At 65.2% G+C, this 26,009-nt stretch carries 29 protein-coding genes; 14 read left to right on the top strand and 15 right to left on the bottom strand.

Features of this window, described 5'->3' with window-relative positions:
• Positions 1 to 218: 218 nt before the first annotated feature.
• A complete protein-coding gene (locus tag HK401_RS18080; protein ID WP_309136039.1) occupies positions 219 to 1,838 on the bottom strand; it encodes a DUF8094 domain-containing protein in 1,620 nt (539 codons plus the stop codon).
• Positions 1,839 to 2,076: 238 nt separating this feature from the next.
• Here HK401_RS18080 and orn point away from each other — a divergent pair, with 238 nt between their 5' ends.
• The 3 genes from orn to HK401_RS18065 all read left to right on the top strand — a co-directional run bounded on the left by orn (position 2,077) and on the right by HK401_RS18065 (position 4,925).
• Positions 2,077 to 2,706, top strand: coding sequence for an oligoribonuclease (gene orn / locus HK401_RS18075; RefSeq protein ID WP_309136038.1), 630 nt, complete (start codon positions 2,077 to 2,079; stop codon positions 2,704 to 2,706).
• 186 nt (positions 2,707 to 2,892) lie between these two features.
• On the top strand, positions 2,893 to 3,264 hold the full coding sequence (locus HK401_RS18070) for an ArsR/SmtB family transcription factor (RefSeq protein ID WP_181276038.1): 372 nt from the start codon (positions 2,893 to 2,895) through the stop codon (positions 3,262 to 3,264).
• On the top strand, positions 3,261 to 4,925 hold the full coding sequence (locus tag HK401_RS18065) for a SulP family inorganic anion transporter (RefSeq protein ID WP_181276037.1): 1,665 nt from the start codon (positions 3,261 to 3,263) through the stop codon (positions 4,923 to 4,925). Before HK401_RS18070 ends, HK401_RS18065 begins: the two co-directional genes overlap by 4 nt.
• Positions 4,926 to 4,994: 69 nt before the next feature.
• Here HK401_RS18065 and HK401_RS18060 read toward each other — a convergent pair whose 3' ends face one another.
• A complete protein-coding gene (locus tag HK401_RS18060; RefSeq protein ID WP_181276036.1) occupies positions 4,995 to 5,915 on the bottom strand; it encodes an SCO6745 family protein in 921 nt (306 codons plus the stop codon).
• Positions 5,916 to 6,196: 281 nt separating this feature from the next.
• Between HK401_RS18060 and HK401_RS18055 the strand changes: the two genes are divergently transcribed.
• The 6 genes from HK401_RS18055 (at position 6,197) to HK401_RS18030 (ending at position 12,604) form a co-directional block, all read left to right on the top strand.
• A complete protein-coding gene (locus tag HK401_RS18055) occupies positions 6,197 to 7,189 on the top strand; it encodes a (Fe-S)-binding protein (protein WP_181276086.1) in 993 nt (330 codons plus the stop codon).
• Positions 7,186 to 8,748 carry a lactate utilization protein B gene (locus HK401_RS18050; RefSeq protein WP_258234314.1) on the top strand — a complete coding sequence of 521 codons (1,563 nt, stop codon included), beginning with the start codon at positions 7,186 to 7,188 and terminating at the stop codon, positions 8,746 to 8,748. The genes HK401_RS18055 and HK401_RS18050 overlap by 4 nt, the downstream gene beginning before the upstream one ends.
• A complete protein-coding gene (locus HK401_RS18045) occupies positions 8,745 to 9,485 on the top strand; it encodes a LutC/YkgG family protein (protein WP_181276035.1) in 741 nt (246 codons plus the stop codon). The genes HK401_RS18050 and HK401_RS18045 overlap by 4 nt, the downstream gene beginning before the upstream one ends.
• A gap of 49 nt (positions 9,486 to 9,534) precedes the next feature.
• The gene (locus tag HK401_RS18040) at positions 9,535 to 10,263 is read left to right on the top strand and encodes an LmeA family phospholipid-binding protein (RefSeq protein ID WP_181276034.1); all 729 of its coding nucleotides are present in this window, start codon (positions 9,535 to 9,537) and stop codon (positions 10,261 to 10,263) included.
• 126 nt (positions 10,264 to 10,389) lie between these two features.
• On the top strand, positions 10,390 to 11,937 hold the full coding sequence (locus HK401_RS18035) for a SulP family inorganic anion transporter (protein WP_373563665.1): 1,548 nt from the start codon (positions 10,390 to 10,392) through the stop codon (positions 11,935 to 11,937).
• A gap of 334 nt (positions 11,938 to 12,271) precedes the next feature.
• Positions 12,272 to 12,604 carry an antitoxin gene (locus tag HK401_RS18030; protein ID WP_181276032.1) on the top strand — a complete coding sequence of 111 codons (333 nt, stop codon included), beginning with the start codon at positions 12,272 to 12,274 and terminating at the stop codon, positions 12,602 to 12,604.
• 99 nt (positions 12,605 to 12,703) lie between these two features.
• On the opposite strand, the gene HK401_RS18025 is transcribed toward HK401_RS18030, so the two are convergent.
• The gene (locus HK401_RS18025; protein ID WP_181276031.1) at positions 12,704 to 13,450 is read right to left on the bottom strand and encodes a hypothetical protein; all 747 of its coding nucleotides are present in this window, start codon (positions 13,448 to 13,450) and stop codon (positions 12,704 to 12,706) included.
• Between the two features lie 5 nt (positions 13,451 to 13,455).
• Positions 13,456 to 14,313 carry a hypothetical protein gene (locus tag HK401_RS18020; protein ID WP_181276030.1) on the bottom strand — a complete coding sequence of 286 codons (858 nt, stop codon included), beginning with the start codon at positions 14,311 to 14,313 and terminating at the stop codon, positions 13,456 to 13,458.
• Positions 14,314 to 14,491: 178 nt separating this feature from the next.
• On the opposite strand from HK401_RS18020, the gene HK401_RS18015 reads away from it, so the two are divergent.
• Positions 14,492 to 15,823 (top strand): glutaminase, encoded by a 1,332-nt coding sequence (locus tag HK401_RS18015; RefSeq protein ID WP_181276029.1) that lies wholly within the window; start codon positions 14,492 to 14,494, stop codon positions 15,821 to 15,823.
• A gap of 102 nt (positions 15,824 to 15,925) precedes the next feature.
• Positions 15,926 to 16,744, top strand: coding sequence for a siderophore-interacting protein (locus tag HK401_RS18010; RefSeq protein ID WP_181276028.1), 819 nt, complete (start codon positions 15,926 to 15,928; stop codon positions 16,742 to 16,744).
• 151 nt (positions 16,745 to 16,895) lie between these two features.
• Here the strand turns inward: HK401_RS18010 and HK401_RS18005 are convergent, their stop codons facing one another.
• The 3 genes from HK401_RS18005 to thmT all read right to left on the bottom strand — a co-directional run bounded on the left by HK401_RS18005 (position 16,896) and on the right by thmT (position 19,041).
• Positions 16,896 to 17,816: a dihydrodipicolinate synthase family protein gene (locus HK401_RS18005; RefSeq protein ID WP_181276027.1), complete on the bottom strand. Its 921-nt coding sequence runs from the start codon at positions 17,814 to 17,816 to the stop codon at positions 16,896 to 16,898.
• A gap of 94 nt (positions 17,817 to 17,910) precedes the next feature.
• Positions 17,911 to 18,750, bottom strand: coding sequence for a PfkB family carbohydrate kinase (locus HK401_RS18000; protein ID WP_181276026.1), 840 nt, complete (start codon positions 18,748 to 18,750; stop codon positions 17,911 to 17,913).
• Positions 18,751 to 18,816: 66 nt separating this feature from the next.
• A complete protein-coding gene (gene thmT, locus HK401_RS17995; protein ID WP_181276025.1) occupies positions 18,817 to 19,041 on the bottom strand; it encodes a 2-hydroxymuconate tautomerase in 225 nt (74 codons plus the stop codon).
• A 105-nt stretch (positions 19,042 to 19,146) separates the two neighbouring features.
• Here thmT and HK401_RS17990 point away from each other — a divergent pair, with 105 nt between their 5' ends.
• On the top strand, positions 19,147 to 19,464 hold the full coding sequence (locus HK401_RS17990; protein ID WP_181276024.1) for a winged helix-turn-helix transcriptional regulator: 318 nt from the start codon (positions 19,147 to 19,149) through the stop codon (positions 19,462 to 19,464).
• A gap of 54 nt (positions 19,465 to 19,518) precedes the next feature.
• Positions 19,519 to 20,613, top strand: coding sequence for a DNA alkylation repair protein (locus tag HK401_RS17985; protein ID WP_181276023.1), 1,095 nt, complete (start codon positions 19,519 to 19,521; stop codon positions 20,611 to 20,613).
• A 339-nt stretch (positions 20,614 to 20,952) separates the two neighbouring features.
• On the opposite strand, the gene HK401_RS17980 is transcribed toward HK401_RS17985, so the two are convergent.
• From HK401_RS17980 to HK401_RS17970, 3 genes are all read right to left on the bottom strand, one after another.
• The gene (locus tag HK401_RS17980; protein ID WP_181276022.1) at positions 20,953 to 21,366 is read right to left on the bottom strand and encodes a hypothetical protein; all 414 of its coding nucleotides are present in this window, start codon (positions 21,364 to 21,366) and stop codon (positions 20,953 to 20,955) included.
• A gap of 434 nt (positions 21,367 to 21,800) precedes the next feature.
• Positions 21,801 to 22,076 (bottom strand): hypothetical protein, encoded by a 276-nt coding sequence (locus tag HK401_RS17975; RefSeq protein ID WP_181276021.1) that lies wholly within the window; start codon positions 22,074 to 22,076, stop codon positions 21,801 to 21,803.
• A gap of 228 nt (positions 22,077 to 22,304) precedes the next feature.
• Positions 22,305 to 22,568, bottom strand: a complete 264-nt coding sequence (locus HK401_RS17970) for a hypothetical protein (protein WP_181276020.1) — start codon at positions 22,566 to 22,568, stop codon at positions 22,305 to 22,307.
• 50 nt (positions 22,569 to 22,618) lie between these two features.
• Between HK401_RS17970 and HK401_RS17965 the strand changes: the two genes are divergently transcribed.
• A complete protein-coding gene (locus tag HK401_RS17965; RefSeq protein ID WP_181276019.1) occupies positions 22,619 to 23,356 on the top strand; it encodes a hypothetical protein in 738 nt (245 codons plus the stop codon).
• Positions 23,357 to 23,434: 78 nt separating this feature from the next.
• Here the strand turns inward: HK401_RS17965 and HK401_RS17960 are convergent, their stop codons facing one another.
• The 5 genes from HK401_RS17960 to HK401_RS17940 all read right to left on the bottom strand — a co-directional run bounded on the left by HK401_RS17960 (position 23,435) and on the right by HK401_RS17940 (position 26,007).
• Positions 23,435 to 23,707 (bottom strand): hypothetical protein, encoded by a 273-nt coding sequence (locus HK401_RS17960; protein WP_181276018.1) that lies wholly within the window; start codon positions 23,705 to 23,707, stop codon positions 23,435 to 23,437.
• 15 nt (positions 23,708 to 23,722) lie between these two features.
• On the bottom strand, positions 23,723 to 23,860 hold the full coding sequence (locus tag HK401_RS17955) for a hypothetical protein (RefSeq protein ID WP_181276017.1): 138 nt from the start codon (positions 23,858 to 23,860) through the stop codon (positions 23,723 to 23,725).
• Positions 23,857 to 25,005, bottom strand: a complete 1,149-nt coding sequence (locus tag HK401_RS17950; RefSeq protein WP_181276016.1) for a peptidoglycan recognition protein family protein — start codon at positions 25,003 to 25,005, stop codon at positions 23,857 to 23,859. The genes HK401_RS17955 and HK401_RS17950 overlap by 4 nt, the downstream gene beginning before the upstream one ends.
• Before the next feature lie 67 nt (positions 25,006 to 25,072).
• A complete protein-coding gene (locus HK401_RS17945; protein WP_181276015.1) occupies positions 25,073 to 25,789 on the bottom strand; it encodes a collagen-like domain-containing protein in 717 nt (238 codons plus the stop codon).
• The gene (locus HK401_RS17940) at positions 25,786 to 26,007 is read right to left on the bottom strand and encodes a hypothetical protein (protein ID WP_181276014.1); all 222 of its coding nucleotides are present in this window, start codon (positions 26,005 to 26,007) and stop codon (positions 25,786 to 25,788) included. Before HK401_RS17940 ends, HK401_RS17945 begins: the two co-directional genes overlap by 4 nt.
• Positions 26,008 to 26,009: the final 2 nt, after the last annotated feature.

Below are 26,009 nucleotides of genomic sequence, written 5' to 3'. Positions count from 1 at the left end.
GGGTCTCCTTTATGACGCGTTCGGCGGGTCCGGCGAAGTCGGTCTCGCACCTGGTCCTTGCTTGGAAGCTTATCCAACAGAAGGTATCAACATCGGTGAGCCTGCGGCTATTTCCGCGGCGACTGCTTCGCCAGCCGCCGTCCGCGCAATCGCGTCCGTCCGCGCAATCGCGTCCGTCGGCGCAATCGCGGACAAACGATGCCGATACCCGGTGCCGGTCAGCCCGCCTCGGCTCCGGCCAGGGTCTCGAGGCCGCCGATGAGCTTGACCTTTCCGTCCTTGGGGACGAGGAAGGTGAGCACCTGGGTCGTCTTCGTCGTCACCGGCTCCTTGGTGGAGTCCGATCCGATGAGTTCCTTCTGCGGCGAGGACAGGTTCAGGGTGCCGGTGCGTCCGCCTGTCGATTCGGGGCTGATCGTCGATTCGGCCTGGACGACTCCGGTGACGATGGCGGCATCACCGGCAGTGCCCTGCGCGACGAGCTCCTTGCCCGGCTTGTAGTCGTACTTCACCTCGGCCTTTCCGGCCGCGGCGCTGTCCTTGAGTTCCTTCTGGTTCTTCCAGATGGACTTCGAGAAGTCATCGGCGTCGAACTTCTTCGCTTCCTTCGAGTCCTTGCCGCTGCCCAGGGCCTTCGCATAGTTCGACACGACCGCCTCCGGTGTGGCGACGAAGTCCTTGTCGCCGGGTTCGAGCATCTGCGCTCCCTGTCGCGAGTCAGGCAGCTCGGGCAGCTTCGTGCCGCTCGTCAGCTGGGTCTGCGACCACAGTTTGTAGTCGCTGCGCGGGTCCTCCTGGGTGAGCACCAGCAGCTGGGAGGCGCCACCGGCGGAGGTGATGAGGCTGGTCACGCGCGGCCACGAGTCGGTCGCCGAGGTGTAGTTCGCGACGATCTCGTCACTCGCCACCGCGGCGGGCATCTTCTGGTCTTTGACCTTGTCCTTGACCTTGTAGAGGTCTTCGCGCTGCTGCAGGGCGGGGCCGGCGGCACGCTTGCCCAGCGCCTTCGCATCGGTCTTCTTGTCGGCTGCGTTGACGTCTTCGGCCACTGAGTCGAGGATCCGCTTGGCCTGGTCGTCGGTGACTCCTGCCGGCGCGGAACTCGGAGCTTCGGAGGGTTCGGGCTTCGGCAGCTCTTCGGGCCCGCAGGCGCTGAGCGCCAACACGGGGACGATGGCGAAGGCGGTGCCGTATTCGGCGAGCTTGCGGCGACGCTCCTGCCGCGCCTTGCGGCGGTTGGCTTCCTTCTTCGCATTGTTCGCACCGAAGAAGAGCAGCACGAGGCCGCCGAGGAAGATGACTCCGCCGCCGATCATCAGCGGCAGCGCCCACGGGGTGTCGGCATGATTGGGCCACGCCAGCGTCACGGTCTTGACCTGACCGGCGTCGCCGTTGCCGGCGATGAGGAAGCCTGTGCGGTTGGCGTCGTCGTTCCATTCGAGTTCGACCGAATCGGTGCCGTTGACCTCGCTCTGCCACAGGTCGGCACCCTTGGGGTCGGGCACCGAACCGTCGCCGTCCGTGGCCTTGGTCGTGAGCTTCCCGTCCTCGGCGAGACCGGTGATGCGGTCATAGCCGGACTGTCCGGCCCAGGCCTCGACGTTCTCGATCGGGGCCCGCGCGATGGTGAGATCGCCGCTGCCCTTGACCGTCAGCGTGGCCGGGGTTTCGTAGAGGTTGAGCATTCCGGGGTCGACGACGACCGCCGGTTTGTCGGAGTCGATCTGCGCGGTGGCAGTGATCGTATCCTCCGGCGCCCACAGGGTCTTCTGCAGGATGCCGAGGCCACCGACGACGACACCCACCACCATGAGAATCACAGCGAATGTGTAACGCACGAGCAAACCTTCCCTCAGCCGAGCAAAATGGCACCCCGGTATCGGGGACCCTCCAAGTTTAAGTCACATGCCGGGCATCGCCTTTGTGCGCATTTTCAGTGTGTGTCGACGTTCACAACCGAGACCCTCGCCGAGGCGGCTCCCGCCCATTGTGCACCCCGCCGTCACATCGCCTCCCGCCCACTCCCACACCCGCCCCGACGTGTCGCGCGGACGACATCTGCCTTAAGCTGGGCGGGTGAGCAACAACAGAATTGTCTGGATCGACTGCGAAATGACCGGCCTCGACGAGGTCAGGGACGAACTCATCGAGGTGGCTGCGATCGTCACCGACTTCGAGCTCAACCCCCTCGACGACGGCATCGACATCGTCATCAGGCCCTCCGATGACGCGCGGGCGAACATGAACGAGTTCGTCACGAACATGCACAAGACCTCGGGACTGATCACCGAGCTCGACGGGGGCACCACCGTCGCCGATGCGCAGGCGAAGGTCCTCGAGTACGTGAAGAAGCACGTCCCGGAGGCGGGCAAGGCACCGCTCGGCGGCAATTCGGTGGGCACCGACAAGGTCTTCCTGACCAAGCAGATGCCCGAGCTCGTCGACTACCTGCACTACCGGATCATCGACGTCTCCTCGATCAAGGAACTGAGCAAGCAGTGGTTCCCCCGCGCCTATTTCCAGGCCCCGGCCAAGCACGGCGGCCACCGGGCACTGGGCGATATCATCGATTCGATCGTCGAGCTCCAGTACTACCGCAAGGCCGTGTTCTCCGCCGAGGGACCGAGCTCCGATGAGGCGAAGACCATCGCCGCCGAGGTGGCCGCGAGCTTCCCGACGGGCACCGAGTCGGGCGAGTCCGACTGAGCTGAGTCAGCAGGGTCCGACTGAGCTGACACCGCCCGAACCACACATTGACGCAAGCCCGGTTCCGCAGATGCGGAACCGGGCTTGCGCTGTCCGCGGACCCACGCAGTGCCCACGACACTGCGCCGACCACAACCTGCCGTCCACACCGTGCGGTCCGCGATCATCCGATATGATGATTTCATCATGCCATTGAATCAGCTTCAGCGACCCCTCTATGAGGTCAAGGCGAACCTCTTCAAAGGCCTCGCCCACCCCTTCCGCATCCGCATCCTCGAACTCCTCTCGGGCACCGATGAGGTCAGTGTGGCCGATCTGCAGGCCGAGACCGCGCTCGAGGCCTCCCACCTGTCCCAGCACCTCGCTGTGCTCCGGCGCCACCGCCTCGTCGAATCCGAACGTCGGGCCAGCCACGTCTACTACCGCTTGGCCGACCGGCGCACCGCCGAACTCCTCGCGGTGGCCAGGGCGCTGCTGCTGACGATGCTCGAAGACGATGAGCAGCGACTCGCCGAGGCGCGTTCGCTGCCGGAGATCTCGGGCACGGGAACCTCATGAGCACGACCTCACTGCTGCGCCACGCCCGTTCCCTGCTGCCGACCGTCAGCGACTACCGGCAGACGCGCCGGTCGTGGCCGAAGGATCTGCTCGCCGGCGTCACCGTCGGCATCGTCGCTCTCCCCCTGGCTTTGGGCTTCGGGGTGAGTTCGGGACTGACGGCGGAACAGGGACTCATCACAGCCATCGTCGCGGGCTTCCTCGCCGCGGTCTTCGGCGGCTCCCACGTCCAGGTCTCCGGTCCCACCGGCGCCATGGCCGTCGTGCTCGTCCCGATCGTCGCCGCCCAAGGTGCCGGCGCCGTCATCGCGGTGACGCTCATCGCCGGCATCATCGTCGTCGCCGCCGGCGTCCTGCGTCTGGGCAGGGCGGTGTCGTTCATCCCCTGGCCGGTCATCGAGGGCTTCACGCTCGGCATCGCCGCGATCATCTTCCTCCAGCAGGTCCCGTTCGTGACCACGGCCGCAAGTTCGAGGCCCGGGGAGCACAGCACGAACGCCTTCGTCGCCGCGACCCAGCTCATCGCCGAGGCGGACCGGTCGTATCTGCCCTACTCTCTGGGCGCCGTGGCGATCGTCGTGGTGTGCATGGTCGCGGCCCCGAAGATCCACGCGTCGATCCCCGGATCGCTCGTCGGCATCGCCATCGTCACGATCCTCGCCGCGATCGTGCCGAACCCGCTCGCGACGATCGGCGCGATCCCCCAGTCACTGCCGACACCCTCGGTGCCGGTCATCGATCTCGCGTCGATCGGGTCGCTGCTGCCCGCGGCCGGGACGATCGCGGCGCTGGCGGCGATCGAGTCGCTGCTCTCGGCCAGAGTCGCCTCATCGATGTCGGATTCGGGTGCCTACCACCCGGACCGGGAGCTCATCGGTCAGGGGATCGCTTCGATCGGGTCCTCACTCTTCGGCGGCATGCCCGCCACAGGCGCGATCGCGCGCACCTCGGTCAACATCCGCTCCGGCGGTCGGACCCGGCTGGCCTCGATCGTCCACGCCCTCGTCCTCCTCGTCATCGTCCTCATCGCGGCCGCACCGGTCAGCCGGATCCCGCTCGCCGCACTCGGCGGAGTTCTCTTCGTCACCGCGGTCCGGATGATCCACCTGGCCACGATGCGCGCGATCCTGCGCTCGACCCGGTCGGACGCCCTCGGGTTCGTCGTCACCGCGCTCATCACGGTCTCCTTCGACCTCATCGTCGCGGTGGGCATCGGAATGGTCGTGGCCGCGGTGTTCGCTCTGCGCAACCTCTCCCGCGCGACCGGGGTGAACATCGAACGGGTCGCCGATGAGGAGGACCCCCACCCCGACGATGCGTCGATCGCGATCGTCCGCTTCGACGGTCCCCTGTTCTTCGCCTCCTCGGACCGGGTCTTCGACGAGGTCACCCGGCTCGACGACGTGACCGTCGTGGTGCTGCGCATGTCCCAGCTCGAACTCGTCGACGCCACGGGTGCGCGCATCCTCTCGGATGTGGTCAGGGCGTTCGAACGGCGCGGGATCACTGTGCTCATCAAGGGCGTCAAGGACGGTCATGTCGAGCTCTTCCGCCACGTGGGCGTGCTCGGTGCTCTGCGCCATCACAAGCATCTCTTCGACGACCTGCCCTCGGCGATCGCCCACGCCCGCTCACATGTGGAGCGGGCGCGGCAGCACTGAGACTCACTCAGCGCCGTCGCGCCCGCACGGCTGCATCGGCTCGGCCCGGTGCGGCCCTTTCCGATCGGCTCAGCCGGCCTTCTTCGCAGGCTGGGCGAATACGGTGGCGGGGAACGCTCCGGACTGGGCGATGACCTTGATCAGGGTGCGACTCGGCGAGAGCAGGGCTTCGAGCTCATCGTCGTCGAGGACGGACCAGGCCGCGGTCACGGTCCCGTCGGTGAGCTGCTCGACCTGTTCCCTCAGCTCCCGACCCGCGTCGGTGATGACGGGCAGGTCGTAGCCGCGATCGTCGGTGTCCACGGTGATCAGCCCCGCCTCGGCGAGCCCGGCCTGGGCGGTCTGCCACTCCTCATCGGTGTAGCCGCGGGTCTTCTGCGCCGCGCGGGGGCGGAATCCGGCGCCGGTGGCGACGTCGAGCACGAGCGCGTCGATGCCGGGGACGCCGGCGGTGACGAGGGAGGCGACGTGACCGTCGCCGCGGAACTCACGCGCAATGGTCGCCGAGTCCCACAGCTTCTCGAACACGGTCGCGCCCCGGTGACCGCCGAGCGCATCGGCGGTGGCCGCGGCCAGCGTGCGCCCGGCGAAGTCCATGTTCGCGAGCACGGGCTGGACAGCCTCGTCGACCTGGGTGGCCGCCTCGGTGAGCAGGGCGATGTCGTCACGGTCACCGAAGAGTTCGTCCATGAACGCGGCGACGGCGTCGAAGCGGGCCTGCACCATCTCCTCGGGGGTGACGGTGTCCCACAGCTTCGGCAGCATGTCGGCGACGAAGTTCGGCGAGTAGTTGTAGTAGGCGGCGCTGACGACTCCCGGATTCACCCGCCCCAGCGGTGCCGAGCGGGCGGCCATATTGCCCTCGACCCCGGGTTCGAGGCCGTGCTCGGCGTAGACGGCACCGACCGTCTGTGAGAAGTACATCGATGAGTGGAACGAGTTGAGGCGGGCGGAGATCGTGCGGATGGTCTGTGTGCGCTGGTTGTCCATAGCGTCATCCTATGGGCGTCATCGTCGCAGGTAAATGGGCCACGGGCGGGGAAGAAATTAGCGCAGGCGGATGCGTCCTAAATCGCCCGCACGGCGCGCGCCCCAGCGGCTCTTCCGCACCACTCGGGCGGTCGGCGACGCCGCAGTGGCGACGGTGTTTGCACTGACGAGCCCCGGTGCTACGGTCTGGACACGGAGTGACAAGGACCGTTCCCGACCTCGACATCGGCCCGGTCGGCAGACGATCCTCGCAACCGCACGGGGTCCTGCTTGGAGGTCAGATGAGGATCGCACTGTTCGCCACCTGCATCGTCGATGCGATGTATCCCGAGGTTGCTCAGGCAACCGTGAGCATTCTCCGCCGCCTCGGCCATGAGGTCGTCTTCCCCGAAGGCCAGTCCTGCTGCGGGCAGATGCACATCAACTCCGGCAAGTTCGCGCAGGCCGAACCGGTCATCGCCAACCACGTCCGCGCCTTCACCAGCACCGAATGGGATGTCGCGGTCGCCCCTTCCGCTTCCTGCGTGGCCTCGCTGGGCCATCAGCAGCCGATGGTCGCACGCCGGCAGGGAAATGAGGCCTTGGCCTCCGAGGCCGCCGAGGTGGCCGACCGCACCTACGAACTCACCCAATTCCTCACCGACGTCGCAGGTGTCACCGATGCCGCCGCCGACCTCGGGTCCTATTTCCCGCACCGGGTGACCTACCACCCGTCCTGCCATGGGATGCGGCTGCTGCGCCTCGGCGATCGGCAGTCCTCGCTGGTTCGCTCCGTCGAGGGCATCGACTTCGTGGAACTGCCCCTGGCCGATTCCTGCTGCGGCTTCGGCGGCACCTTCTCCGTGAAGAACCCGGAGGTGTCCTCGGCGATGCTCGCGGACAAGGTGCGCACCGTCCAGGCCACTCACGCGGATGTCTGCACCGGCGGCGACGCTTCCTGCCTGCTCCACATCGGCGGCGGGATCTCCCGCTTCGAACGCACCGGCAGCTTCGGCGGGACCCCGGATGTCACCGCCGTCCACGTCAAGGAGACGAGTTCGACCGATGCGCAGGGCCACACGGCCGAGAAGCTGACGACCGTCGTCGGCGCCGACGATGACGACCACCTCACCCCAGGCGAAAGAGGCACTGCCCCGGCCGAGCCCAGCAGGGTACAGGGGTTCCGCGTCGGTCAGGCCGCGGTCCACCTGGCACGGATCCTCGCCTCGACGAAGGAGGACCCGCTGCGGGTGCCCGGCGAAGGAGCAGAAGTGAGCGGAGGGAGCCTGCGATGACGTTCTTGGGAATGCCGCTGATGCGTTCGAAGCACGCACACACCGATCTGCCCGGCGGACAGGGCAACATCGTCGAAACCGAGCCCTTCCCCGAGGTCTCGCACCAGCACCTGTCGAACCAGCAGCTGCGCACCAACATCGGCCATGCCACCTCGTCGATCAGGGACAAACGCGCCGGGGTCGTCGCCGAACTCGACGACTGGGAGGAGCTGCGCGAAGCCGGCTCCCGGGCGAAGAACCAGGTGATGGCGAATCTGCCCGAATACCTCGTCGAGTTCGAAGAGAACTTCACCGCCGCCGGTGGAACCATCCACTGGGCCCGGGACGCCGATGAGGCCAACGCCATCGTCACCGAACTCGTCGAGGCCAACGCCCCGGTGCTCGCTAACGGGCGCCGTGAGGTGATCAAGGTCAAGTCGATGGCGACCCAGGAGATCGGGCTCAACGAACATCTCGAGACCCAGGGCATCGACGCCTTTGAGACCGACCTGGCCGAACTCATCGTCCAGCTCGGCGAGGACAAGCCCAGCCACATACTCGTGCCCGCCATCCACCGCAACCGTGACGAGATCCGTGACATCTTCATGGACAAGATGCCCGACGCCGGGAAGCTGACGAACGACCCGGCGGTCCTCGCCGAGGCTGCCCGCCGACATCTGCGTCACAAGTTCCTGACCACCAAGGTCGCGGTCTCGGGCGCGAACTTCGGCATCGCCGACACCGGCACCCTCGGCGTCGTCGAATCCGAGGGCAACGGGCGGATGTGCCTGACCCTGCCGGAGACCCTGATCACCGTGATGGGCATCGAGAAGCTCCTGCCCAGCTTCGACGATCTCGGGGCGTTCCTCCAGCTGCTGCCGCGGTCCTCGACGGGTGAGCGGATGAACCCGTACACCTCGTTCTGGACCGGTCGGACCGAGGGTGACGGACCGCAGAACGTCCACCTCGTCCTCCTCGACAACGGACGCACCCGGGCACTCGCCGACGAGCACGGAAGGACTGCCCTCAACTGCATCCGCTGCTCGGCGTGCATGAACGTCTGCCCCGTCTACGAGCGCACCGGCGGACACGCCTACGGATCGACCTACCCGGGTCCGATCGGAGCGATCCTCTCTCCGCTGCTGACCGGCGTGGAGGACGAGGCGAACGGTTCTCTGCCCTACGCTTCATCCCTGTGCGGGGCCTGCTACGACGTGTGCCCGGTGAAGATCAACATCCCGGAGATCCTCGTCCACCTGCGCAGCGAAGACGTCAAGGCCAACCACTCCCCCGTCTCCACCCAACTCGACACGGCGCTCACGGGAGCGTCGTGGATGATGGGCGACGGCAAGCGGATGGCCGCCGCGGAGAAGGGCCTGCCCTTCGCGCACAAGGCCACTCGCGGCGGACAGATCAACGCCCTCCCCGGCATCGCCCGCGCATGGACGTCGAGCCGGGACATTCCCGGACTGCCGGAGAAGAGCTTCCACCAGCTGTGGGCCGAGTCCGAAGGCCAGGCCGAGTCCGAAGGCCGGACGGATCACGACGGCGAGACCGAGAACGGGGGCGACGAGAAATGACGGACACCGCACGCGAAGAGATCCTCGGACGCATCAATGAGGCCCTCGGTCGCCGAGGTGGCGGCGAGTACGTGTCATCGACCTCCGGCGCCGTTCCCTCCGCGCCGACCGAACGGGGTGCCGCTTCGGCCGAGGTCGAGCATGCTCACGCTGGTGCCCCCGCAGCCGGCGGCGGCGTCGTCGGGCAGAGCGCTGACTATGCGCGGACCGGCACGCATTCCGGTGAGGAGCTCATCGAACTCCTCGTCGACCGCCTCGTCGACTACAAGGCCAACGTCCACCGTGTCACAGGCGATCCGGCGAAGACCATCGCCGACCTCCTCGAAGCGGGGTCGAAGATCGTCGTCCCGCGCGGGCTCGACGAGTCGTGGCTGCAGGCGTTCACCGGTGACATCTCGGTCGATGCCCCGGGTGAGGAGCTGAGCATCCCCGAACTCGACTCACAGGCTGCGGTGGTGACCGCCTCGGCGGTGGCGATCGCGCAGACGGGAACCATCGTCCTCGATGGGTCCCCCGAATGCGGGCGGCGGGCGATCACCCTCGTGCCCGACCATCACATCTGCGTGGTCCGTGTCGCAGACGTCGTCGACATCGTCCCCGAGGGGATCGCACGGCTCGAGGCGACAGCGGCGCTGACGTTCATCTCGGGGCCCTCTGCCACGAGCGACATCGAACTGGAGCGGGTGGAAGGCGTCCACGGTCCGCGCACCCTCGACGTCATCATCCTCGATTCGTGAGCCTGCCCCGATGCGGGCCGACCGGCCCCCATCGGGGACAATGGTGTCCATGACGAGCGCCCGCACCCTCGAATATCCGCAGCAGCCGCCTCGGCGCAGGTCGAGGCGGAAGACGTGGATCGTCTCCGCGATCGTCATCGTCCTCACCCTCATCATCGGTGTCATCGCCGCCGATCGGATCGTCGACTTCACGACCGAGCAGCGCATCGCCGACGGTCTCTCCGACTATGGGGACGCCGACGTCTCCGTCGAGGGGTTCCCCGTGCTCACGCAGATGGCGTCCGGGAAGCTGGACTCAGTGCACATCACCGCAGACGAGGCGACCTATGAGGACGTCGACTTCACCGATGTCGACGCGAAGCTCTACGACGTCCCCACCGACACCTCACGTCCCATCGGCACCGTCGACGCCACCGCGGTCCTCCCCCATTCCACACTCGACGCCCTCGCCTCCGACCATGCGTCCCTGCCTGCGGGAATGACGTTCACCACCGAAGACGGCGAACTCTTCCTCAAAGGATCCCTGCTCGACCAAGACCTGCTGATCGGCATCGAGCCGAAGGCCGACGGCCGACGTGCCGTCGTCGACGCGTCCGAGATCCGGTTGGGTTCCGCGCACGTCGACGTCGACAGCCTGCCCGGGTTCCTCACCTCGGCAATCTCCGACATCGTCATCGACCTGGACTTCCTGCCCGCCGGGCTCGAACTCACCGAAATCACCGCCACCGAGGCGGGACTGCAGGTCCGCCTCCACGGATCCGGGGTCACGCTCGAGTGAGACGGCTGGGCCGCGAGTGTACGTTGAGCCGAGTGTGCCCGGTGACTCGGGCGAGACGGCTGGGCCGCCTCGGCGAGAGGCCGACCATCCCAGCGATCGGGTAAGGTTCCGGAAGTGACGACACCGATCCCCGCCGCAACGACCGACGACTCCCGCCGCTACCGCCCCGACCCGACCGTGCTCACAGCCCTGAAGTCACCGAGGCTGCTCACCCGTGAGGTGCTCGCCGGGCTCGTCGTCGGGTTGGCGCTCATCCCCGAGGCGATCGCGTTCTCGATCATCGCCGGAGTCGACCCGAAGGTCGGCCTGTTCTCCGCGTTCATCATGGCCACCTCGATCGCCATCCTCGGCGGCCGCCCGGCGATGATCTCCGCGGCGACCGGTGCCGTGGCACTCGTCATCGCACCGGTGGCCCGCGAGCACGGGATGGACATGTTCATCGCCACCGTCATCCTCGCCGGCGTCTTCCAGATCCTGCTGGCCGTGTGCGGAGTCGCGAAGCTCATCCGCTTCATCCCCCGCAGCGTCATGGTCGGGTTCGTCAACGCCCTCTCCATCCTCGTCTTCGCAGCCCAAGTGCCCCATGTCATCGGAGTGCCGTGGATGGTCTACCCGCTGCTGGTCCTCGCCGTCATCGTGCTCGTACTCATGCCGAAGTGGACGAAGATCATTCCCGCGCCGTTGGTGACGATCGTCGTCGTCACCGGCATCGCCGTCGCCTTCGCCCTCGACGTGCCTACCGTCAGCGATCAGGGTGAGCTGCCGCGCAGTCTGCCCTCACTCTTCATCCCGCACGTGCCGCTGACCTGGGAGACGCTTCGCACCATCGCTCCGTATTCGCTGGCGATGGCGCTGGTCGGGCTGATGGAGTCGCTGATGACGGCGAAGCTCGTCGACGAGATCACCGACACCCATTCGAACAAGACCCGTGAATCCTGGGGCCAGGGGGCGGCGAACATGATCTCCGGGCTCTTCGGCGGGATGGGCGGCTGCGCGATGATCGGGCAGACGATGATCAACGTCCGCGCGTCCGGGGCCAGGACGAGGATCTCGACGTTCATGGCCGGAGCCTTCCTGCTGCTCCTCGTCGTCGCCCTCGGCGACATCGTCGGCATGATCCCAATGGTCGCTCTCGCGGCGATCATGATGATGGTCTGCGTCGACACCTTCGACTGGCATTCGATCCGCCCGACAACGCTGCGGACGCTGCCGAAGTCCGAGACCTTCGTCATGGTCGCCACCGTCGCGGTCGTCGTCGCCACCGGCAACCTCGCGATCGGAGTCGTCATCGGCGTGTTCATCGCCAGTGTGCTCTTCGTCCGGCGAGTGGCCCACTTCGTCACCGTCGAACGCACTGTCACCGACGACGCCGCACCCGCTGACGACGCGGGTGCGTCTGATCCCACCGGCACCGAGGCAGTCGCCCACTACGCGGTCCGCGGCGAGCTCTTCTTCGCCTCCTCGAACGACCTGACCACCCAGTTCCACTACACGCACGACCCCGGCCTGGTCGTCATCGACATGAGCGAATCGCACGTCTGGGACGCCTCGAGCGTGGCCGCCCTCGACGCGATCGTGACGAAGTACGAGGCCCTGGGCACGAGAGTCGAACTGATCGGCATGAACGCATACACCGAGTCACTCCACGCTCGACTGTCCGGAGGGCTGGGGTAGCCGACAGACGCTCTGTGGCAGCCGTCCAGCGGGCCTTCGTGGCTGAGTCGGCCGTCCAGCGGGCTGGGGCAATTTCCTGTCGGCGAGGCTGTCTGGCCACTCCCACAGCCAGACAAGTGGGTTCAGATTGCACATATCCGACGTGAAAATGGCAATCTGGACCCACTTGTCTCTCGTTCGACCGCGGATCTCTCGTTCAAGCGCGCGTCTCTCGCTGGAATGGCGGGGCATTGCCAGTTCCGTCACAGGCAGCCCGTTTAGGATTCGAAGCGTCCCCCGTCCAGCCCCGCGATCTGCATCGACAGAGCAATCGACCGACACGAAGGACAGTGCCATGGCATTCGACAAGTTCCTCGACAAAGCCAAGAACCTCGCCAACGACCCCAAGGTCAAGGACAAGCTCAACTCCGACAAGGCCGAGCAGATGAGCGATTCGCTCCTCGACAAAGCGGCAGGCGTCGCCGAGTCGCTGACCGGCGGCAAGCACTCCGAGAAGATCCAGAAGGCCAGAGACGCCGCCGACAACGCGATCGGCAACGAGCGCGGACAGGACGAAGGCCGCAGCGCTGAACGGAATGACGGCGAGCGCGGACAGACCGAGGATCCTCGCAACGGCTCGGAGTCCGGCCGCGGCGAGGAGGGCACGGACCCGCACAACAACAGCTGACCCTGCCTCTGGCAATCCTCAGGGCCGAGGCCCCCACCGTCATCGGTGGGGGCCTCGAAACTGTCTGCAGCCTCGGGATCGCAGCTCGAGAATCGCAGCCTAGGAATCGATGACGGGGTCGTCGACCCCGTCAGGATCCGCATCGAGGGTGATCCGCACGGCATCGATGCTGTGGGGTCGTGCGCGTTCGATCTCCTCCGCCGACACCAACCATGAGCCCTTCGTCTTCTCACCACACGGTTTGCCGTGCGGGGCCAGTGCTTCACAGTCGACACCGGTGATGCGCGCATCGGATTCGATGACGAGCTTGCCGCGTTCGAGGGGACGGAAGTAGACGATGACTCCGCCATCGTCACTGCCCTCCGTGCTCCCCCTGCTCTCGGTGAGGTCGGCAGCAGGAATCGCGGCCCCGCTGACCCGATAGTCAAGTGTCCCCCGGTGGCGTCCCGGATCGAGGTCGTCCGTACTGAACCCGATGTCCACGGAGTGCAGCTCCTTCTTAAGGGTCGCCTCGGCGGGGGTCGAGTCGATGCTTCCCTGCGGCTGCGAATACGTCGCCCGCAGATAGGGCGGCAGCAGAGCGTCGGTGTCGGGCAGGCGGAATCCGTCGTGGATCTCGTCGCCGAAGCCCCAGCGCGTCTCGAGTGCCAGGTCGATCGTCGTGTCCATCCGTACGGTGTAGGTGCCGTCGGCGGCGATCGTCATCGTGTGCGTCGTCTCGCTGCCGCGCAGCGGATTCGGTGCCGCATCCGCGCCGCCGGGCATCAATCCCACAACGACGATCGACCCAGTCAGCACCGAGCCCGACACTGCGGCCGTCGCCTTGGCACATCGTTCGTTCGGCATGCTCATCAGCCTCTCTCGATCGGGTGAATAGGTCGGGCGTTCATGTTCTCGGGCGGGTCGATGACGACGACGTCATGGTCATGGTCGAAGTCGTTGTCCTCCCGCCAGGTCATTCGGCTCGTGCCGTCGGTTCCGGCGTTGTCGATCTGCGCGAAGTCATCGGTGCAGTCTGTCAGTGCGAAGTCGACATTGTTCGCCGGGCAGTGCAGCGGGCCATCGGTGTCGATGATCATCGTGTGCGTCGCCTCGGTGGCTCGGGGTGCGCCGATGACAGACAGCGGGAGGACGATGACCTCCTTGCCGGACACTGTGAGGAAGACCTTGTCGAGGACGTATTCCACCTCGACGATGTATCGGCCCTCCTCCCAGCGCGCGGCCCGCCCCTCGGAGTCCTTCGGGCGGAGTGAGAAGTGCGCCCTGGGATAGTCGAAGTCCTTCTCACGCGTGGTCTCGACCTGCACGTCGAGTTCGCCTGCTTCCTGCGGCTGTCGGCGCGTCGACCCTGCGTCCGTGCTCAGCTCCACCGCGGTGAGCTCATCAGCGAGCGGCATCATCGCCAGACGGTTGCCGTTGACCGGATTCCTGCCGAGTCCCCCGCTGCCGACCCACAGTCCCACGGAGTCCTCACCCTCGGGTGGGGCTTCGAAGACCAGCCGTTGACGGACCGCCACGGTTCCGTCCTTGCGCGGGGCCACCTCGGTGATGGTCTCTTCCGGGGTCAGCGCATGATCGGGCAGATCCTGCGTCTCGGGTTGGGGTGCGACGCAGCGGACGACCAACCCGACGACGAGGACGCGGACGACGATCACGGCGACGGCGGAGACCGCGAGGCCGGCGATGAGGAAGAGCTTGGTCCGTGTCATGGTTCCACCGTAGGATCGCCGCCGATGGCAGGGGCGCCACGATCGGTGCCAGTCCTGGAACATGCGCCGCCGACGCTCGAGTGTGTGAGAATGGCAGTCTGCGTCAAGCCACGCTGTCTCAGCCGTGGACGCGAGATGACCGGCCACACGACCGACCCCACATGCTGCAGGAGGTGCCATGCGATCACCCATCCCGGATTTCCTCGATGAGACGCTCGATCGTTTCCGTCCCGATCGGTCCGGAGAGAACGCGGACTACATTCCGGACCTCGCCGCCGCCGATCCGGAGAAGCTCGCGATCTGCATCTCCACCCTCGACGGCATCGAATACACCTCCGGGGACGCCGAGCACGAGTTCTCCATCCAGTCGATGTCGAAGCCCTTCATCTACGGTCTCGCCCTCGAACAGGAGGGTCTGGCCGGCGTGCTCGAGAAGGTCGGCGTCGAACCCAGCGGTGAGAAGTTCAACGAGCTCTCGCTGGATAAGAAGTCGGGCCGGCCGCTCAACCCGATGATCAACGCCGGGGCCATGACCATCCACTCCGTCCTCGGCGATCCGGGTGCGAGTCTGGCCGAACGCACCGAGATCGTCCGCGCCGGGCTCTCCCGATTCGCCGGTCGCGAGCTGGCCATCGACGAAGGCGTCGCCGACGGCGAATGGCGCGAGGCCTACCGCAATGTCGCGATCGCGAACATGCTGCGCTCCTATGACATCTTCTACGACGACCCCGACGAGGTGGTGCGCGGCTACATCGAGCAGTGCTCGATCCTCGTCACGGTCAAGGACCTCGCGATCATGGCCTCTACCCTCGCCGGCGGCGGCGTCAACCCTCTCACGGGCGAACGGGTGCTCTCCCCCAGGGTCAACCGGCAGGTGCTCGCGGTGATGATGACCTGCGGGATGTACGACGCCGCCGGTGACTGGATGACGGAGATCGGGATCCCCGCCAAGAGCGGCGTCTCCGGTGGAGTCTTCGGCGTCATGCCCGGTCAGGTCGGCATCGCGACCTACTCCCCGCGCCTGGACAAGCACGGCACGAGTGTGCGCGGAGCGAAGATCTTCCAGGACCTCTCCAACCGGCTGAGCCTGCACATCATGGACGCACCCGAACCGGCCCGCTCGATCATCCGCCGTGACCGTCGCTTCGTCGACGGCGAGGGCAAGATGGTCCGCATCTGCAGCCTGCAGGGGCTCATCCAGTGGAGCGGCTCGGAGAACGTCCTGCGCGCCATGGACGAACCGGAGTCGACCACGGACACGTTCGTGCTCGACCTGCGCCGGGTCAACGAGATCAACTCGGTGGCCCGATACATGCTCACCGAGGCCCTGTCCCGCCTCGAGGAAGACGGCACCCGTGTGGTGCTCATGGACCCCGATGACATGATGCAGTGCAAGGGCCCGAACTCGGCGCTGCCGGGCGCGACGATCCTCGATTCACTCAAGTCCGTCAAGGGACTCAAGCGCGTCCGCGACGACCGCCGACGAGAGATGGCCGAACGCGTCAGGTAGGTCAGGCTTCTCGGCATTTGCTAAGGTAAGCCTTACAATCCCTTCAGCGCCGAGGCGGCCCTCCGACCGCCTCGGCGTGGGCTTTTCCACGGAAGGAACCCCATGACGGCATCCGCCACTCCTGACCAGCGTCCCGCTCGTCCCCCGAAACCCCAGGCCATCCTCAGCGTCCAGGCAATCGAAGAGATTACGCCGAACCTCATCCGCATCACCGCCGGAGGGTCGGGATTCGACGCGATCTCGAACAACGACGCCACAGACAAATACGTCAAGATCATGTTCGCCGATCCGCAGCACGGGCTGACCCCTCCCTACGACCTGGCCGATCTGCGCGAGAATTCCCCTGAGAAGCTGCCGCGCAACCGCACCTACACGGTGCGCGAGATCAACGAGGTCGAGAAATGGCTGAAGATCGACTTCGTCGTCCACGGCGATGAGGGGATTGCCGGTCCGTGGGCGAAGAGCACCCGGGTCGGCGATCAGATCGTCCTCGTCGGAGCCGGCGGCAAATACGCCCCCGAGGCGGACGCCCCGTGGCATCTGCTCATCGCCGACCACACAGCGATCCCCGCTGTGAGCTCCGCGCTCGAAGCGATGCCTGCGGAGGCGACCGGTGTCATTCTCGCCAATGTCGAACATGCCGAGGATCGGCTGCTCCCCGAGCTGCCCGCAGGGTTCGACGTCACCTGGGTCGATTCGGACGAGGCGCTCATTGCCGCGGTGCGCGAACTCGACTGGCAGGAAGGGACACCGCAGGTCTTCGCCCACGGAGAGCGCGAGACGATCAAGACGATCCGTAAGATCCTCAAGGAACGCGAGGTTCCCCGCGAATCGCTGTCGATCTCGGCGTACTGGGCCCGCGGCCGTGCCGAGGACCAGTTCCAGGCCGAGAAGCGCGAACCCATCGGCAAGATCGACTGATTGAGACTGGCTGAGACCCGCCCTTCGCCGACCGCGGTTGTGACAGGCCCCTCCGCCGACCGCTCGAGTCAGCGACTCTGTACCGCGTTATGCGGCGAGCTTTCGCGGGCAACTCGAGCGGTCGGCGAACGAGGAGCGCGAAAATCCCTGGTCAGGCGAGGTCGAGGCTGTCGACCACCTCGGCGACGGTGCGCTTGGCAGCGTCGTCAAGACCTCGGATCGGCAGCGGCAGGCTGCCCGGACCGACGAGGCCGAAGTGCTCGGCGATGGCCGCTGTCACCCGCAGGCTGCCACCGTGAGCGGCGAAGAGATCCCACAGCGGTTGGAGCTCGGCGGAGAGCTCCCAGGCCCCTTCGACGTTGCCGAGTTCTGCGGCGCGGGTGATCTCGAGCATCGGTTCGGGCAGGGTGCCGCCGACGGCCGTGTACCAAGCGTCGCAGCCGGCGATGAGGCCCTCGGCACCGAACGCGTCGCCGGAGATGCCGATGGTCACTTCATTGCCGATCGCGGCGCGGATCTCACCGATGCGTTCGTTCCAGCCTGACGGGGAGAGCGGGAATCCTGGAATCTTGATCGAGGCCACACCGTCGAGTTCGGCGAGTCGGGCGTAGAGCTCAGTGGTGAAGGTGAAGTGCGTGGTGCCGGGATTGTCGTAGACGACGATCGGCAGGTCGGTGGAGTCGGCGACGGTGCGGAAGAGTTCGAACACGTCCTCGGCCGTCAACGGCTGATAGCTCACCGGCGCCAGCAGCAAACCCTGCGCGCCCGCGGTCTCCGCGGAGCGGACATTGGCCAGCACATCCCGCGTCCGCAATGCTCCGACGCCGACGAGGATGGGGATGTCGAGGCCGGATTCGACGGTCAGCTCCGCCACCCGCGCCCGCTCTGCTCGGTCGAAGTAGGCATACGACCCGGTTGACCCGAGTGCCGTGATCGAGTCGACTCCGGCGAGGACGAGCCGTTCGATCAGCCCGATGTAGGCATCTTCGTCGATCTCGTCGCCGTCCAGCGGGGTCAGCGGGAAGGCGCTCAGCCCGGTGAACGGGGGGTGGTCGTACTCGGTGGTGCTCATCAGGTGTCCTCCTCGAACGGTCGGATGGCGGCGGCGGACGAGTCCGCTGAAATCCAGTCTGCCAGCTCGGCAGGTACAAACGCAGCGGCACCGATCAGTCGTCGCCGTCCAGGTAGACTTCGAAAGGGTCGAGGGCCGGTTGCGCGGCGGCATCCATCACGGCAGCGGCACCGACGGCGTTGGCCGCGCGCAGGGCACGTTCGGGCCTCAAACCGGTGCGCAGAGCGATGGTCAGGGCTGCGGCGAAGGCGTCACCGGCACCGACGGTGCTCACAGGTGCCTTCGGCAGCGCCTCGGCGAAGGCGATCTGCTCATCGCGGGCGAGCAGGGATGACCCTCGGGACCCGTAAGTCACGGCAACGAGCCTCGCCTCTTCCAGCTGCGGGAGGAGGAAGTATTCGGTTTCGTTGACGATGATGAGATCGGCACGCTGAACCACTTCGGCGGGCAGCGGCAGGGCCGGGGCCGCGTTCACCGCGAAGTATCCGGGCACACGCACGGCGAGTTCGCTGACGAGATCCATGGAGATCTCGAGTTGGGTGAGCACGGCCTCATCGGCGGCGAACTCCACCTCATCGAGGTGGACCCGGGCGTTCGCTCCTTCGCACACGGCGATCTGGTTCTCCCCCTGCGCATCGACCATGATCAGGGCAGTGCCGGTCTCCACATCGACCTCGGCGACATCGCGGCGATCGACTCCGGCGCGGTCGAGGGCACGTTTCATCGCCTGTCCCGAAGCATCGCGTCCCACCGCCCCGATCATCCTGGTTCGGGCACCGAGGCGGGCAGCGGCGGCGGCTTGATTCGCTCCCTTGCCCCCGGGCGAGCGGAGCAGTCGCCCGCCGCCGACGGTCTCTCCCGTGGCCGGCAGACGGCTGGTGACCGCAGTGATGTCGGCGTTGATGCTGCCGACGACGGCAAGGTCGATGCTCATGAGACAAGGCTAACGCGGTGGGTTGCTCTGCTGCCGAAATCCGATTCGCAGCGCCTCAGGCGGCACCTACCGTGACACCGGCCGGGAAGGCTCAGACTGTTCGCTCAGCATCGTTCCTGCGACCGAGTACGTCTTCGCGGAGACCTCGTTGATGAGCACGTGCACGGATTCTGCCGGCGCTCCCGTGCTCGCAACGATCGCCTCGGTGATGCCACGCGCGATACTCTGATACTGGGACCCCCTGTCGCCGTTCATGAGTTCGGGGACGATGTCGAGATTGACGATGGGCATAGCCTCTCCTTCTGTTCTTCGGTTCGTTCTTCAACTAGCCTGCTTGATACAAACGGGACTGGGAAGACGGCACTTTCAGGTCAGCAGCCAACCTCGAGGTAGGACATGCCAACGACAGCACAGGACTATTGCGGTGAGACCATGCGGGCCACGATCGACATCGTCGGAGGCAAGTGGACGATGCTGGTGCTCTGGGAACTGCTCAAACGCGAACACCGCTACGCGGACCTGCAGAGACAGCTGGTCGGGATATCTCAGAAGGTTCTCTCGAGCGAACTGAAGGCTCTGGTGGAACGCGGACTCATCGACCGGGAAGTGATTCCCTGCGTCCCACCGCAGGTGACTTACCGAATCACGGACGAAGGCAGGAGTCTGCAGCCGGTGTTCGAAGCTCTGCACGAATGGGGCCGCGAGCATCGGTGACAGGGTCGAGTGCCTGTTCGAGACGTGCCGACCGGATCGTGGGAAGGAATCGCGTTGACAGATTTCAAGGACCAGCTCTCACCGCAGCTCGTCGAATGCCTCGGCGGCGACCTCGCTGGCGCCTCGGCGGCGTTCGACCGGACGGCGTTCGTCCAGTCCGCTATCGACGGCCTGGACGGGCGGGAGCTGATGGCACGGGTGGATTGGATCGCGGGAGCTCTCATGGAGACGATGCCGCCCGAGCCCGAGGACGCTGACCGCATCGTTCGCGCCGCTCTCGACCACGGCGGCCTTCAGGGGTGGGCCTCGATGCCCGTCAATGCCTACATCGCCCGGGCGATGCTGGACCGGCCCGATGTCGGTCTGCCGCTCCTGGCGGCGTTGACCTCTCGGTACACGGCTGAATTCGCGATCCGCCCGTTCATCGACGCCCACCAGGCAGCAACAATGAAGTATCTGCGGACGTGGACTCGAGATGCGGATGAGCATGTGCGTCGGCTCGTGTCCGAAGGCAGCCGTCCGCGACTGCCCTGGGGCAGACTCCTGCGCGGTTTCATCGCCGATCCGACCCCAACGATCGGACTGCTCGATGAGCTCGTCAACGACGAGTCGCTGTATGTGCGCCGTTCGGTGGCAAACCATCTCAATGACATCGCCAAGGACCATCCGGACCTCGTCCTCGCCACGGCCACGCGATGGGCGGCCATCTCCACGCAGGGTGACTTCGTCGTCCGGCATGGATTGCGCACACTCATCAAACGGGGGCACCCGGGAGCACTGGCGATACTCGGTTTCGACCCCGATGCCACAGTCGAGATCACCGAGTTCGCATGCTCTCCGTCCAGCATCACCGTCGGCGAGACGGTCACTCTCAGCTTCACTCTGCGCGCCGCCGCCGATACCCGAGCGGCAGTCGACTATGCGGTCCATTACCAAGGGGCCAATGGTGTGAAAGCGGGCACGGTGTTCAAGCTGAGCGTCAAGGATCTGCCCGCGGGCCGGCCAGTGCGATTCTCGCGCAGACACCGGTTCGCCCACGCCTCAGTGCGGAAGATCCATACCGGACCGCACCGGATCGAGGTGCAGGTCAACGGGCGCATCTTGGATGCAGCGGTCGTCGAGATCACCGGAGACGACGTCTCGGTCTGACCCCGTGTCAGACAGGTCGGTTCCGCGGTGGAAGGCGAACCGCCGGGGTAGCCTGCGAAATCAGAACGAGGTGCGAACCCTGACCGAAAAGAGGATCTTCGGTCGAGAATTCGCACCTCGAACAATCGGGGTGAGTAACGGGACTTGAACCCGCCCATAGGTGCAGGCCGGAGACCTAATCGGCGGATTCTCGGGCATCTTGACACCCTGTGATGCCCCGCTATTCCCGCCCGATAACGGCGAGATATGGGCAAAAAATGGGCAAACTGTGATGATCGTAAATGCCTGCTTAGATTTCTGCTCAGCGCCTCCCCTCCCAGGTGAGAACCGAACTTCCGTTCAGCTCGAATCGCTTCCAGGGTTAAGGCTGAGATGATATGTCTTGACCAATGCATCAACGACTTTGAACCATTGCGCTTCAGGAAGCATTTGACCAGTTGTGGATTTCAAGCCTCGAGCATCCAGGCTTTCAATAATTATGATGCCGATCTTCTCGGCTTCCTCGCCGTCCCCGCCACCTCCATAAATTCGGGTGCCGGCCAAGCTACGAGAATGCATTGTCAATTTTCGAGCAACAGGCGCGGGGAGCTCGTCCTCAGTGACCAAAGCGTCCACCCAGTCTTCGCGCCCCTCGGGCAAGTCCTTCTTATACGACCAGGCATCAGCCCAAGCTTCCGCGATGAACCCTTGGTCGTCGGGATACTCAGGGCGGCCATCGACCTCTAGTAGAGGATTGCCCGAATAGCGTGCCAAGGGGATGAATACTCTCCTCGTCTTATCGTGGCAATACACTGTGGCGCGAGTTCGCGATCTGGGCTTTCCTTTGTGCGTCGTCTGATCCAGTCCAGACTCTTTCAGCAGGTCGCGCAACGCAACCTTCAGCCTCCGGCGCAAACCCCTCTCCATGGAATGAGCCCGGCTCTCCGCCTTTTTGGTGGCCACTTCGAGGCGGTGGATACTCCTGCTCCGCCTCAATTCGCCCCAGGCAGAGGCCGCTAGGCAAATGATCGCTCCGCCCAACCAGGCCCACCGCCAAGGGCTCGCAGCGATCGAAGGAAAGAACGTCGGTACCGCGAGAACCACGGTACCGACGGCTAATAGGCATCTGCTCCACCAGTCACCGATCCAAATTCCAGCTCGGTGCAACCATTTGGTCTTGCTATGGAGGGTTGGAGAGCCACCAACCATCATGCCGGTGCTAGCTTGTTGCTTCCCCGTTTAACTCCGCGTTGCCCAGGCGACTTTCCTGCTACTCCATAGGTCTCAAGAACTGATGCAACAGTATCGTCGGTGATTCTCTCCGCCAACGAGGCGTCTGAGGTAGTGACTACTAGCTCGAGCGCGATCGAATTGCTACCTCTAAGATAGATTTCCCACTTCACGGCCGCGCCTGAGAACTGCATGTTGTTCATAAGATCACTCAGGTCGACGACAAAATCGTCACGCTTCTCCGGCGGGCTCACGCTAAAACTAGTGGTCGACCGAATACCGGGGGTACTAGTCAATGTTCCTCCCTGCTGATCTCTTGCTCGGTAGGGCTCCGCGCTAGCTGAGCTGTCTACCTCTCTAGCGCGTGGATCGATGCATTCAACCTATCTCGCTCCACTGACATAATCTGGTATTGACACCCTATCAGCGTGATGTTGAAACCAGATGTTCGGACCTAGATAGTTCTGCGGGTAGCCGCGGAACTACTTCCCCTCCCACCACACATCATCCGGGCGAAGCCATGCGCCGATGGTCGAGCAGCGCCGGTCACGGATGCGCACGTAGATCGCCCCGTCGAATCCGAGGCGCTCCGCGGTGCCGTCGACCCACTCCTGCCCGTCACGCTCCCACTCGATGCGGGCGCGGACCGGGACAGGCGGACGGTCTCGGAACGACGGGCGGGCGCGTTCCTCGTTCAGGATCTTCTGCCAGTAGCGCCAGGTGGCCGTGCCGTAGTCTTCGGTCATGGGAACAGTATGCGCCGAGGCGCGGACATGAACTCGCTTAGGATCTCGGTATGAGTATTGATGACAGTGTGATCGTTGCTGCGTCTGACGCCACGATCGAGAACGTAACCGTAGTGGTGGAAGGGAACTTCTGGAACCTTGCCATTTCCGCCGCCGGCATCATTGTGACCGCCTTCGTGTCGTGGCTGATCTATCGCGGGAACATGAACCGAGCGAAAGTCGACGCCGGAAAGGAAGCTGACCGCCACGCTAGCGAGGTACGCCGACTCGAAGAAGAGGCAAGCAGAGCGGAGGAACGGCACGGTCAACAGCTTGAGGCAATGGTCCAACGGGGTCGTCGAGACAGGGAGGTCGCATTTCTCAAGGATCTCTCCGACTACCTAATCGAGTTCACTTACCAAATGGATTTCGAAGGCAGGGACCATATTGCGCGTAGAGTTGCTGGACTCCAGCAGCACGCCTTGAAAATCCATGCTGACTTCGATGAAGATGCTCCTGCATTGTCGGACCACGTCCATCGGTTTCTATCAGCGATTGCCGGACTGTATAAGAAGAGCATGTATGACCCGGACGGCGCCACGAGAAGTGGACTAAAGAGCCGCATTCAATTCGATATGCAGCATGCCGCGTTCCTTTTGCTGCGGTGGACCGAGCCCCGACTCGAAAACGACATCACCAAGATATTCGAGGAGTACACCTGGCAAGGAAGATTTTCGGATTCGCCGGAGATCTCGATAGACGAACCCGCGTTCAATGGGCAGGTGGACAAGACAGTGCGCCCGTTCTGACTTCACGAGGTGGCCGCACACACGACGAATGGCCCCGACCCCACCGTGAGGTGAGGCCGGGGCCGTGGTGCGCCGAGGTCAGTGCTTCGGCTCGTAGTCGTCGGACACAGGGGTCTCGTCGGTCTCGATGACCTCGGACTCGACCGTCTCGCGGTCCGGGTCGCGCTTGATGTACGCGCCGAGGACAGCGGCCAGCGCGGGCACCCCAGCGTAGATGACAGGGGTCCATCGTCCAGCCCAGTCGAGCATGTCCGGTGTGACCGCCGAGAGCATGGCGACGGCGACCACGAACACGCCGGACGAGATGCCGGCGGCGCCGACCTTGGGCGAGGTCTTCTTGTTGGTGATCATTGAGTTCTCCTTGAGTCAGTCCTGGCCGATGCCGAGGAATTGGGCCTGCACGTCGACGAGCGACAGCAGGCAGATGATGAGGCCGAACACGAAGATCGGCAGGCCGAGACCGATAGTGATCCCGGCGAGAATGGCGAAGGCGCGCATGGTCACCACAGCTTCCCGGCGTTGAGGTTGCGCTGCAGCTGCTTGACCATCGCGGACGGATTCGACACGACACCATCGACACCGGTGCCAAGCTTGCGCTGCAGAGCCTTGATCGTGTTCGGGCCGATCCGCCCGTCAGCGGTGACGCCGAGCTTCTCCTGCAGGGCCTCGATGACGTTCGACGAGTGCGGGTTCTTCGTCCACTCCCACCCGGAGAGCAGGCCCGGGTTCTCGTCGCGGTACGCGACAGGCTGGAATGACACTTCGCCGTCGACGGGGGTGCCGAGGATCTTCTGCAGGGCCTTCGTGGTCGACTCGCCCCACTTGCCGTCGACGGTCAGGTTCGCCTTCGACTTCGACGGCTTCGACTTCTTCGGCTTGCGCTTCCACTCGAGGCCCAGCTCCTCAGCCTTGTCGATCGTCTTGTCACCAGCGAGACCATCCGGGACGAGTCCGTGCTTCTTCTGGAATGCCTTCGTGGGCTCCTCGGTATCGGTGCCGAAGTAGCCGTCGACCCCGCCGTCGCCGAGGTCGTATCCCTGGGAGACGAGGAAGTCCTGCCAATCCCTGACCGGATCGCCCTTATCCCACAGGCCGAGGGTGATGCCGTAGGCGACGGTCTCGTATTCGCGCTTGCCCGAGCCGCCCCCGCTGGACGATCCGCCGCCGGTGGTCGATGGCACCTTGCCCGACTTCTTGTACTCGTTCACAGCATCAACGAGCTCGCCGAGACGCGGATAGTAGTCGCCAGGGCATGCGGTGTTCTTCCAGTCCTTGTGCCCGTAGTACTTCATGGAGCCGTGCTTGCGCTCGAGGTTAACGCACAGTTCGACGAGGGTGGCCCAGTCGCCGGCGCTCATCTCCGGGCGGCATTCGATGCCGATGGTGGTGCCGTTGGCTTTGTTGTTGCCGCCGTGCCAGGATGCGCGAGAGTCTTCGACGATCTGGGTCACGAGGCCGTCCGAGACCACGTAGTGCGCCGACGATCCGCGGTTGCCGGTGTAGCCGCGCAGCCATGACACGACGTTCGCATGCTTCTGGCCGTCAGATCCCCAATGGTGGATGGTGATGCCGACGATGCCGGACCCGTAGCCGTAACTGGATCGCGACGAGTGGTTGCGGCCGATGTTCTTGACGAACTTGTAAGACATGGTGCCTCCTTGGGCATGAGAATGCCCCGGCAGGCTGTTCCTGTCGGGGCTGTGGTGGGTGGTGCAGTTATGGTGCGGTCGTGGGTGTGCTCGTCGGGGTCGATGTGGGCGTGGGATCGGAGACCCGGCACGGGCCGGTCACGGTGACGGTGGTGCCGTCTGTGAAGGTGAACGACCAGTCACCGGAGGCGGTGCAGGTCACGGACTTCACGCCGCGGCCAGCCTCACCCTTGTCCCCTTTCTCGCCCTTGTCGCCGGTCTTGCCAGGGTCGCCCTTCTCGCCTTTGGCTCCGGGCTGGCCGGTCGTGCCGTTCTTCCCTGGCGCGCCAGCTTGGCCGGCGGCGCCGGGCTCGCCGTCCTCACCGGGGCTGCCCGACTCGCCGTCCTGGCCGGGTTGACCCTCGGCGCCAGGTTGACCGGCCTCACCCTGCTCGCCGGTCTCCCCATCAGTGCCGGGTGTTCCGGCGGGGCCAGGGACGCCACGCGGCCCCTGTAGGCCACGCCGGCCCTGCGGCCCCGGCTCAGCAGGCTTCACGTCGTCCTTCACCTGCTGAGCCTTCGTGCAAATGTCGCGCCCGTCGATTTTCACGGCCCCTTCGTTGCATGCCTGCGAGACCTGATCGGCGAGGGCGTTCGCGTTCGTCGTGGCGTTATCCGCCTCCTGCTGGGTGGTGTTGATCGACCAGATCGTCCAGATCAGGAATCCGATCGCCACGAGGATCATCAACGCGATCGTCCACCTGGGCGGGAACTCTCGATCCCGGCGCTTGTCATGCCGCTTCACGATGCACCTCCGTCGTCGCGGTAGATCCGCAGTTCGGACTCGAGTTGCGCGACCCTCGCCCGAAGCTCGTCATTGTCGGCCTTCTCCCGGTCAATGTCTTCGCGCAGTTCCGTGCGCCTTTCAGCGTTGAACTTCCGATCAGCGATGAACAGCCACATGAGCACGGCGATGAAGCCGCCAGGGCCGCCGTAGGTGGCGAGCAGGGACGGAATATCCACGG

The sequence above is a fragment of the Brevibacterium oceani genome, assembly GCF_013623835.1.
GTDB classification, from domain to species: Bacteria; Actinomycetota; Actinomycetes; order Actinomycetales; family Brevibacteriaceae; genus Brevibacterium; species Brevibacterium oceani.
Note: the sequence above shows the minus strand (reverse complement) of the source record. Positions and strands in the feature narration are given on the sequence as shown.